General features: G+C 33.2%; 16 protein-coding genes. All 16 read right to left on the bottom strand.

What is annotated here, in order from left to right:
• On the bottom strand, window positions 1-70 hold a 70-nt coding region (locus ACJMLH_RS01135), incomplete at its 3' end, for a 50S ribosomal protein L19e (RefSeq protein WP_405274100.1).
• A 135-nt stretch (window positions 71-205) separates the two neighbouring features.
• Window positions 206-535 carry a 50S ribosomal protein L32e gene (locus ACJMLH_RS01130; protein ID WP_405274099.1) on the bottom strand — a complete coding sequence of 110 codons (330 nt, stop codon included), beginning with the start codon at window positions 533-535 and terminating at the stop codon, window positions 206-208.
• A gap of 14 nt (window positions 536-549) precedes the next feature.
• A complete protein-coding gene (locus ACJMLH_RS01125) occupies window positions 550-1,086 on the bottom strand; it encodes a 50S ribosomal protein L6 (protein ID WP_405274098.1) in 537 nt (178 codons plus the stop codon).
• An 8-nt stretch (window positions 1,087-1,094) separates the two neighbouring features.
• A complete protein-coding gene (locus ACJMLH_RS01120; protein ID WP_292784711.1) occupies window positions 1,095-1,487 on the bottom strand; it encodes a 30S ribosomal protein S8 in 393 nt (130 codons plus the stop codon).
• Window positions 1,488-1,498: 11 nt separating this feature from the next.
• Window positions 1,499-1,642 carry a 30S ribosomal protein S14 gene (locus tag ACJMLH_RS01115; protein ID WP_116591326.1) on the bottom strand — a complete coding sequence of 48 codons (144 nt, stop codon included), beginning with the start codon at window positions 1,640-1,642 and terminating at the stop codon, window positions 1,499-1,501.
• A 10-nt stretch (window positions 1,643-1,652) separates the two neighbouring features.
• Window positions 1,653-2,165, bottom strand: a complete 513-nt coding sequence (locus tag ACJMLH_RS01110) for a 50S ribosomal protein L5 (RefSeq protein WP_405274097.1) — start codon at window positions 2,163-2,165, stop codon at window positions 1,653-1,655.
• Entirely contained in the window at window positions 2,162-2,890 is a 729-nt protein-coding gene (locus ACJMLH_RS01105) for a 30S ribosomal protein S4e (RefSeq protein WP_405274096.1), read from the bottom strand. Before ACJMLH_RS01105 ends, ACJMLH_RS01110 begins: the two co-directional genes overlap by 4 nt.
• A gap of 1 nt (window position 2,891) precedes the next feature.
• Window positions 2,892-3,242 carry a 50S ribosomal protein L24 gene (gene rplX, locus ACJMLH_RS01100; protein WP_405274095.1) on the bottom strand — a complete coding sequence of 117 codons (351 nt, stop codon included), beginning with the start codon at window positions 3,240-3,242 and terminating at the stop codon, window positions 2,892-2,894.
• Window positions 3,243-3,250: 8 nt separating this feature from the next.
• Window positions 3,251-3,649: a 50S ribosomal protein L14 gene (locus ACJMLH_RS01095; RefSeq protein ID WP_405274094.1), complete on the bottom strand. Its 399-nt coding sequence runs from the start codon at window positions 3,647-3,649 to the stop codon at window positions 3,251-3,253.
• 6 nt (window positions 3,650-3,655) lie between these two features.
• Complete coding sequence (locus tag ACJMLH_RS01090; RefSeq protein WP_292825552.1) at window positions 3,656-3,973, bottom strand: 30S ribosomal protein S17; 318 nt, start codon at window positions 3,971-3,973, stop codon at window positions 3,656-3,658.
• 12 nt (window positions 3,974-3,985) lie between these two features.
• Window positions 3,986-4,264, bottom strand: a complete 279-nt coding sequence (gene rnp1, locus ACJMLH_RS01085; RefSeq protein WP_405274093.1) for a ribonuclease P protein component 1 — start codon at window positions 4,262-4,264, stop codon at window positions 3,986-3,988.
• Between the two features lie 84 nt (window positions 4,265-4,348).
• Window positions 4,349-4,687 (bottom strand): stress response translation initiation inhibitor YciH, encoded by a 339-nt coding sequence (gene yciH / locus ACJMLH_RS01080; RefSeq protein WP_405274092.1) that lies wholly within the window; start codon window positions 4,685-4,687, stop codon window positions 4,349-4,351.
• Complete coding sequence (gene rpmC, locus ACJMLH_RS01075) at window positions 4,688-4,894, bottom strand: 50S ribosomal protein L29 (protein WP_405274091.1); 207 nt, start codon at window positions 4,892-4,894, stop codon at window positions 4,688-4,690. It lies immediately after the preceding gene.
• Window positions 4,895-4,930: 36 nt separating this feature from the next.
• Window positions 4,931-5,689 (bottom strand): 30S ribosomal protein S3, encoded by a 759-nt coding sequence (locus tag ACJMLH_RS01070; protein ID WP_405274090.1) that lies wholly within the window; start codon window positions 5,687-5,689, stop codon window positions 4,931-4,933.
• Window positions 5,689-6,156: a 50S ribosomal protein L22 gene (locus ACJMLH_RS01065; RefSeq protein ID WP_405274089.1), complete on the bottom strand. Its 468-nt coding sequence runs from the start codon at window positions 6,154-6,156 to the stop codon at window positions 5,689-5,691. The genes ACJMLH_RS01070 and ACJMLH_RS01065 overlap by 1 nt, the downstream gene beginning before the upstream one ends.
• Before the next feature lie 12 nt (window positions 6,157-6,168).
• A partial coding sequence (gene rpsS, locus ACJMLH_RS01060; RefSeq protein ID WP_405274088.1) for a 30S ribosomal protein S19 occupies window positions 6,169-6,574 on the bottom strand: 406 nt, incomplete at its 5' end.

Below are 6,574 nucleotides of genomic sequence, written 5' to 3'. Positions count from 1 at the left end.
CAATCCATACACGATTAAGACCTACTTTGAGTATACTAGCAGCTAATCTTTTTTGAGTTGTAAGATTCATGTATATAATCCTCCATTCAGCATAGCTGATAAATTTAGACAATATCTAAATTCCCTTATTTTAATTTTTTAATTTAAACAGTCAAATCAATTCAAATAAAGCCCCGGAATTGATTTAACTTATAAATATGAATATCTATTTGTTTAAAACTTTTATTCCGAGTTCTGATGCTTTTTCTAACATCAAAGCTTTTTTCCTTTTACCAATAGAAGCGCTTATTCTTGCAGCATCAGTTGCTGGGTCTAAGTCTTCTAATTCTTTCATATTGTGAACAAGAACATCGTTGTACCCTGAAGGGTGTAAATCCCTTAAAGCTCTAGGGGTTCTGTAACCAATAGCAGGCATTGCAGGTTTTCCTGCTTCATATCTTCTCATTTTACTGGTTTTACCTCTAGGGCGTCTCCATTTGATTCCTAGTTTTTTATAACGAGCATATTCTTGTCTTTTAAATCTTTTATTAGCCATTTAAATCACCAAATCTATTCTTTGCTAGTTAAGTAAATTCCGTCTTGGAATGTTCTAGGATCTCTTCCTCTAATTTTAGTTGCTTGTTCTAAGTTAGCCATAGTCTGACCAACATGTTCCTTGTTGATACCGGTAATTATTACCTCATCACCTTTAACTGCTACTTTAGCAGCACCTACTACTTTAGCAGTTCTTGGGTATTTTTCCCCGAGGAAATTAGTAATTACAACAACATCTTTTTTAGCTTCTACTTTCATTGGAAAGTGAGCGTTTACTATTTTCATATGATATTCAAAACCATCAGTTACACCAGTAATCATATTGTTGATGTGTGCTCTAGTGGTTCCAATCATTGCTTTATCTTTCATTTTTGGAAAAGAAGTTTCTAAAATAACTTTATCTCCTTCTTCTTTAATACTTACATTAGGATAAGTAAATTTTCTGGAGTCTTCTCCATTAGGTCCTTTTACAGCGACCTCATTATTATCAATTATAACTTCAACGCCTTCAGGGATTTCAATTTCTTCCCTTATAGCTGCAGCTACTACCATTTTATCACCTAGTACATGTAAGCCAACAAACGTCCGCCAATTCCTCTTTCCTTAGCCTCATAGTGAGTCATAATTCCTTCAGGAGTTGTGACGATTAAAATACCAAAGTTTTTTGCTGGCAAATATCTTTTTTCAAATTTCTCAAATTCATCTTTTTTAACAGCGTGACGAGGTTTAATAACACCACATTTGTTGATGTTACCAATTAATTCTACAGTGAATTTACCTGCCCTGTTGTCATCAATATATTCAAAATTACCAATATAATTCTCTTTTTGCATAGTGCTTAAAACTTGTCCAATTAATTTGGATGCAGGAGAAATAACGCAAGAGTCGTTTACTTGTAATTCATTATTTCTGATATTAGTTAAAGCATCTGCAAGAGGATCCATAAGACTCATATTTAAAACCTCTAATTATATTTTTTAAATCCCATTTTAGGAGCTACTTCCCTAAAACATTGTCTGCACAAATTTATTCCATATCTGCTTACCATAGCAGAATGGTCGCCGCAACGGCTACATTTTTTTGAAGCTTTTCCGTATTTTCTTGGCAAAATATCACCTTTATTCAGTTACATAATTAACATTGAAATTTTCTTCCATAAATTTCATAGTTTCTTCTTTAGAAATTCTATGTTTTTGAGGAACTTTCTTTTGTCTGATTTTTCTTCTAGAAATTCTGTAACCTGGTTTTTCAAAAGTAACAGAAACATTCATACCGAAGATACCGATATCTGGATTATATCTCATACCTGGGATATCAATGTGTTCTCTGATACCAAAAGAAAGGTTTCCTTGTGCATCAAATTGAGTAGGTCTAATATTTCTACTAATACCTTCTAAAACCATATCGATAGCTTTGTCAGCTTTTTCACCGCGTAAAGTTAATTTACATGCGATTGGTTGTTTTTTCCTAATACCCCATTCAGGGTTAGTTACTTTAGAGAAAGTTTTTACAGGAGTTTGGTCAAACATTTCTTCTAAAAGTGTGATAGCACGGGATAATTTTTCACCTGCTTCACCAACACCAATACTAACGGTAGCTTTTTCGATACGTACTTCATTCATTGGGTTCATTTATTAACCTCCAATAAAGATATTGCTGGTGCATCTTTACCAACAACAAACGCATAATCTTTTAAAGTTAAAAATTCATCTTTTGAACTATTTTCGATGATAATAGTATTTGGATTGGTAGATTTATTTTCAATAATTTCAGTTACAGTACCTAACTCACCGGTGTGTTTACCACCAACAACTAAAACAGTAGCTCCTTCTTGTAAAGGATATACTTCTTCAATTTCTTGTTCAGGTACTTTTAAAGAAATAACATCTCCAACAGAATAAGCATCTTCATCAATGATAAGGTTTTTACCATCATGAAGGTTTAATTGAGTTTTTCCACCTTTGATTGTGGATTTGTTAACAATTTTGGATAATTTAGCACTACCATCATCAATTAAGTTTAATTGTAATCTGCCTTTTCTATCTAAAAGAACTCTGTAAGATTCACCAGTTTTTGGAATATCAATAATGTCCATAAATCCAACTGGGAATTTGTAATCTTTTACGACTCTTCCATCAACTAAAACATTACCAGAGTTAATGATTCTTTTAGCTTCTCTAGAATTATCAGCTATTTTTAAAACATCTCTGATAACTAAGGTTAATGGAATAGCATCATCAATTGAGTGAGAACCTGGGGAAGGTTTTACAGTCCAGGTATCTTCTTTAGGATGAATAGGCCAAGATTTTGGTGCTTTATATCTTTTAAGATGTTTACTAGATCCCATATTAGCCATATTAATTATCTCCTTTATTTTTTATTCTTCTATCATCTTTTAAATCTGCATCAATAATTACTAAGTTAGATGGGTCTACTGGGAGAAATGTAGCAGTTCCGTCAGGTTTTGATAAGGTAACTTCTTCAATGGTTACTTTGTATGAACCATAATCTACACTGAGGACTTCTCCTTCATGTCCTTTGAAATCTCCACGGAGTACTCTAACTTTGTCTCCTGATCTAATAGGTAAAGTTTTACTTCCAACTTTTTCCCTTAAATCTTTACTTAAAGAAGCACTTAAATATTTTCCACGTGCGTGAGCAGGAGCATTGTAACGAGCTTTTCTTTGTTTTCTTGGTTGTTTTGACATTTTTTCACCTATACTAAAATACTTGCTGCACTACCAACACTAGGCCATCTGTCAGCTGCTTCTTTAGCAACAGGACCTCTAATTTCAGATCCTTTTAAAATTCCTTCAGGAGTAATGATAACAGCTGCATTGTCTTCAAATTTAACACGAAGACCATCAGCACGTCTATATTCCTTTTTTTGTCTGATTACAACTGCATTAACAATTTCTCTTCTCATATCTGCAGTTCCTTTTTTTACAGAAGCAACAACTAAATCCCCAACACCAGCAACGTCGAGTCTTCTTCTTACACCTTTAAATCCTTTTACGGAAATAATTTCGATTTCACGTGCACCAGTATTATCTACACATTGGAGTCTTGCTCCTATTGGTAATGCTTTAGTTACACTTGAGGTTAATGGTTTCATATTTAATTACTCTCCTTTAACTTCTACTAAAACAAAATGTTTAGTTTTACTTAATGGTCTGCATTCTGCAATTTTTACAGAATCACCAACATTCACATGTAAACAATCTGGTTTGTGAACATTGATTTTTGATTTTCTTTTTTCATATCTTTCGTATTTTTTAATAAATTTATAGTAACTACGTTCTACAGAAATGGTCCTTTCTGCTTTGTTACTAACAACAACACCTTCAAGAACTTGACCTCTTACAGGTAAAGTTCCATGGAAAGGGCAGTTAGGATCATCGCATGTAGTTTCAGGTTCTTGAACATTAAGCCCAACCATATTATCACCATATTAAATTTTTTTAAATCTTTTTTTTATCCTATCTTCAGGACGAATTGATAAGATGTCACCATTAATTTCTATTTTTTCCCCGTTTGGAAGTTCAAACACAAAATTTGAACCTTCCTTTGGAATAATTTTCTCACAATTATTCTCATCTTCTATCTTAATGGTATTCTTTGTCTCATCAATGATAGTTCCGTTTAAATTAAGAGATTTATTCTTCTCACTTGTCACATGAACTTTCAATCCAATAAATTCATGATGAACTAAGTTATTTGAAGTAATCATAATCCCAATCTCTTAACATAACATTTACAATAAATCATGCAGAAAAATTACAAAATTTTATTGAAACTTATCGATTAGATGAATTTATCTCCTTTTTTTGTTATTTTTCTTGGATTCACGAATTTCGATATTGTCAGATGAAAAACCTAACTCGGACAAAACTTCTTTGACTCTGACTTTATGATCTCCTTGAAGTTCAATTTGACCATTTTTAGCAGTTCCGCCACAAGCACATTTTGCTTTAAGAGTTTTTGTTAGGTCTTTAATATCAATATCGTGTTCATCTATACCCTCGATAATAGTCATGAGTTTTCCGAATCTTCTTCTAACTGTAAAAACTTTTAGAGTTTGAACTTCACGTGCAAAGTCTCCACAAGCACAAAGTTCTTCAGGAAGCCCACATACATCACAGATTTTTGACATTTAATTCTCCTTCTGTTTTTCATTCAATATTGTAAGAACACGAGCAATTGTTCTTTTTAATTCTCTAATTTTTCCAGGGTTTTCAGTTACCCCGGCAGCTGCACTTTTAGAAACATTTTTGGATAATTCAGTTCTGAGTTCAACTAATTTTTCTTGAATCTCATCAACTTCCATGTCCCAAATTTCTTTACTTCTTAAAATCGCCATTGTTCCAACTCTTTTCAGATAATTAAATTTATGTATCTAACTATCATCTTCTTCTACTTCTTCAGTAGATTCTTCTTCAACAACTTCTTCTAATTCCTCAAGATCTTCAACTTCCTCGATGATTTCCTCTTCGATGATTTCTTCGGTTTCAACATCGATTTCTTCATCTTCTACGACTTCACCATCTTCTTCAATGATAACTTTTGGAGGAAGAATTTCAACAGAATCAGGCAATACAGTTTCTGGAGGCATAATCCTTACATAAATACCTAAAACACCAGGTTTTAATTCAGCAGTAGCAAATCCTTCTTCTACTAATCTTGTGGAAGGTTCACCACATTTTTTAATGTATCCTTCTACAAATTTAGCTACAGCGGATCTAGAACCTCTGATTTTACCAGAAATAGTAACTTCTACACCTTGAGCTCCAGCACCCATAATTCTACGAATAGTAGAGTAAGCTACTCTTCTAAAGTGCATACCTCTTTGTAACATATTAGAAATTTTGTAAGCCATAATTTTTGGGTTAAGTTCTGGAACTTCTACCTCTTTAACTTCAATTTGAGGATTGTCTAAACCGAATTCGTTTTTAAGAGTGTTGGTAATAGTTCTTACGTTTTTTCCACCTCTACCAATTACCATACCAGGTCTTTCAGCATAAACAATAACCATGGTACCTAAAGGTGTAATTTGAACTTCCATACCTCCGTATCCGGCTCTTTCAAGTTCTTTTTCTAAGTATTCATCAATTCTGGTTCTTCTAAGGCCTTCTTTAACGAAATCTTTTTCTATCATTAGTTAGCCTCCTGTAATACAATTTGAATATGAGTAGTAGGTGTGTTAAACGGAGTCATTCTACCAAATGCTCTTGGTATGTATCCAGGTATAATAACACCTCTGTGACTTGAAATATGTTCAATGAATAATTTTTCAGTGTCTAAACCTTTGTACTCTGCATTAGCTTCAGCATTTTCTAAAACTTTTAAAATTTGTTCTGCAGCTTTTACAGGGTATCTACCAGTAGGCCAGCCTTCTTGTCCTTTTCTGTGACCAACTTTTTTGTTGTGTCTTTTGAAAGGAACAGCTTTTTTCATACCAATAACATCTTCCAAGTAAGCTTTAGCTTTAACTACTTCCATTCCTCTGATTGCACTGCAAATTTCAACACTGTGTTTTGGAGAAATCTTAAGGGATTTAGCCATAGCACGTGCAGTTTTTGCTTCATCAACTTCTTTATTATAAGCATATTTGTTGTTAGCCATGTTTTAATCTCCTTATTTAAGTGGTACAAACATGGATGATCTAGTAGCACCCATACCTGGGTCACCGTGTTGAACTCTTTTTCTGGTTGGTGCATATTCACCAAAGTAATGACCAAGCATTTCTGGTGTAATTTTAACTTCAACGAAATTATGGCCATCGTAGATAGCAAAAGTAGTTCCGACCATTTCAGGTAAAACAATCATATCTCTACAATGGGTCCTTACAACAACAGGACGACCATCTTTAGTTCCTTCTTTATTCAATTTTCTCATTTTATCCAAAACTTTTTGTTGTCTTGGTAAGAATCCTCTCTTTAAAGATCTTCTTTGTCTTGCAGGATATAATTTCATAACTTCCTCTAAAGACATTTCTTGTAATTCTTCAAGAGTATAACCTTTATATTTAAATACTTTTCTT

This window comes from Methanobrevibacter sp. (assembly GCF_045116495.1).
In the GTDB taxonomy this organism is placed as follows: domain Archaea; phylum Methanobacteriota; class Methanobacteria; order Methanobacteriales; family Methanobacteriaceae; genus Methanocatella.
Note: the sequence above shows the minus strand (reverse complement) of the source record. Positions and strands in the feature narration are given on the sequence as shown.

What these genes read in the sequence shown, in the direction of transcription:
- rnp1 (WP_405274093.1), bottom strand. Translation starts at nt 4,264, where the DNA reads ATGATTACTTCAAATAACTTAGTTCATCATGAATTTATTGGATTGAAA.
- ACJMLH_RS01120 (WP_292784711.1), bottom strand. Translation starts at nt 1,487, where the DNA reads ATGAGTCTTATGGATCCTCTTGCAGATGCTTTAACTAATATCAGAAAT.
- ACJMLH_RS01105 (WP_405274096.1), bottom strand. Translation starts at nt 2,890, where the DNA reads ATGGCTAATATGGGATCTAGTAAACATCTTAAAAGATATAAAGCACCA.
- ACJMLH_RS01130 (WP_405274099.1), bottom strand. Translation starts at nt 535, where the DNA reads ATGGCTAATAAAAGATTTAAAAGACAAGAATATGCTCGTTATAAAAAA.
- rplX (WP_405274095.1), bottom strand. Translation starts at nt 3,242, where the DNA reads ATGTCAAAACAACCAAGAAAACAAAGAAAAGCTCGTTACAATGCTCCT.
- ACJMLH_RS01125 (WP_405274098.1), bottom strand. Translation starts at nt 1,086, where the DNA reads ATGGTAGTAGCTGCAGCTATAAGGGAAGAAATTGAAATCCCTGAAGGC.
- ACJMLH_RS01070 (WP_405274090.1), bottom strand. Translation starts at nt 5,689, where the DNA reads ATGATAGAAAAAGATTTCGTTAAAGAAGGCCTTAGAAGAACCAGAATT.
- rpmC (WP_405274091.1), bottom strand. Translation starts at nt 4,894, where the DNA reads ATGGCGATTTTAAGAAGTAAAGAAATTTGGGACATGGAAGTTGATGAG.
- ACJMLH_RS01090 (WP_292825552.1), bottom strand. Translation starts at nt 3,973, where the DNA reads ATGGTTGGGCTTAATGTTCAAGAACCTGAAACTACATGCGATGATCCT.
- ACJMLH_RS01065 (WP_405274089.1), bottom strand. Translation starts at nt 6,156, where the DNA reads ATGGCTAACAACAAATATGCTTATAATAAAGAAGTTGATGAAGCAAAA.
- ACJMLH_RS01110 (WP_405274097.1), bottom strand. Translation starts at nt 2,165, where the DNA reads ATGAACCCAATGAATGAAGTACGTATCGAAAAAGCTACCGTTAGTATT.
- yciH (WP_405274092.1), bottom strand. Translation starts at nt 4,687, where the DNA reads ATGTCAAAAATCTGTGATGTATGTGGGCTTCCTGAAGAACTTTGTGCT.
- ACJMLH_RS01095 (WP_405274094.1), bottom strand. Translation starts at nt 3,649, where the DNA reads ATGAAACCATTAACCTCAAGTGTAACTAAAGCATTACCAATAGGAGCA.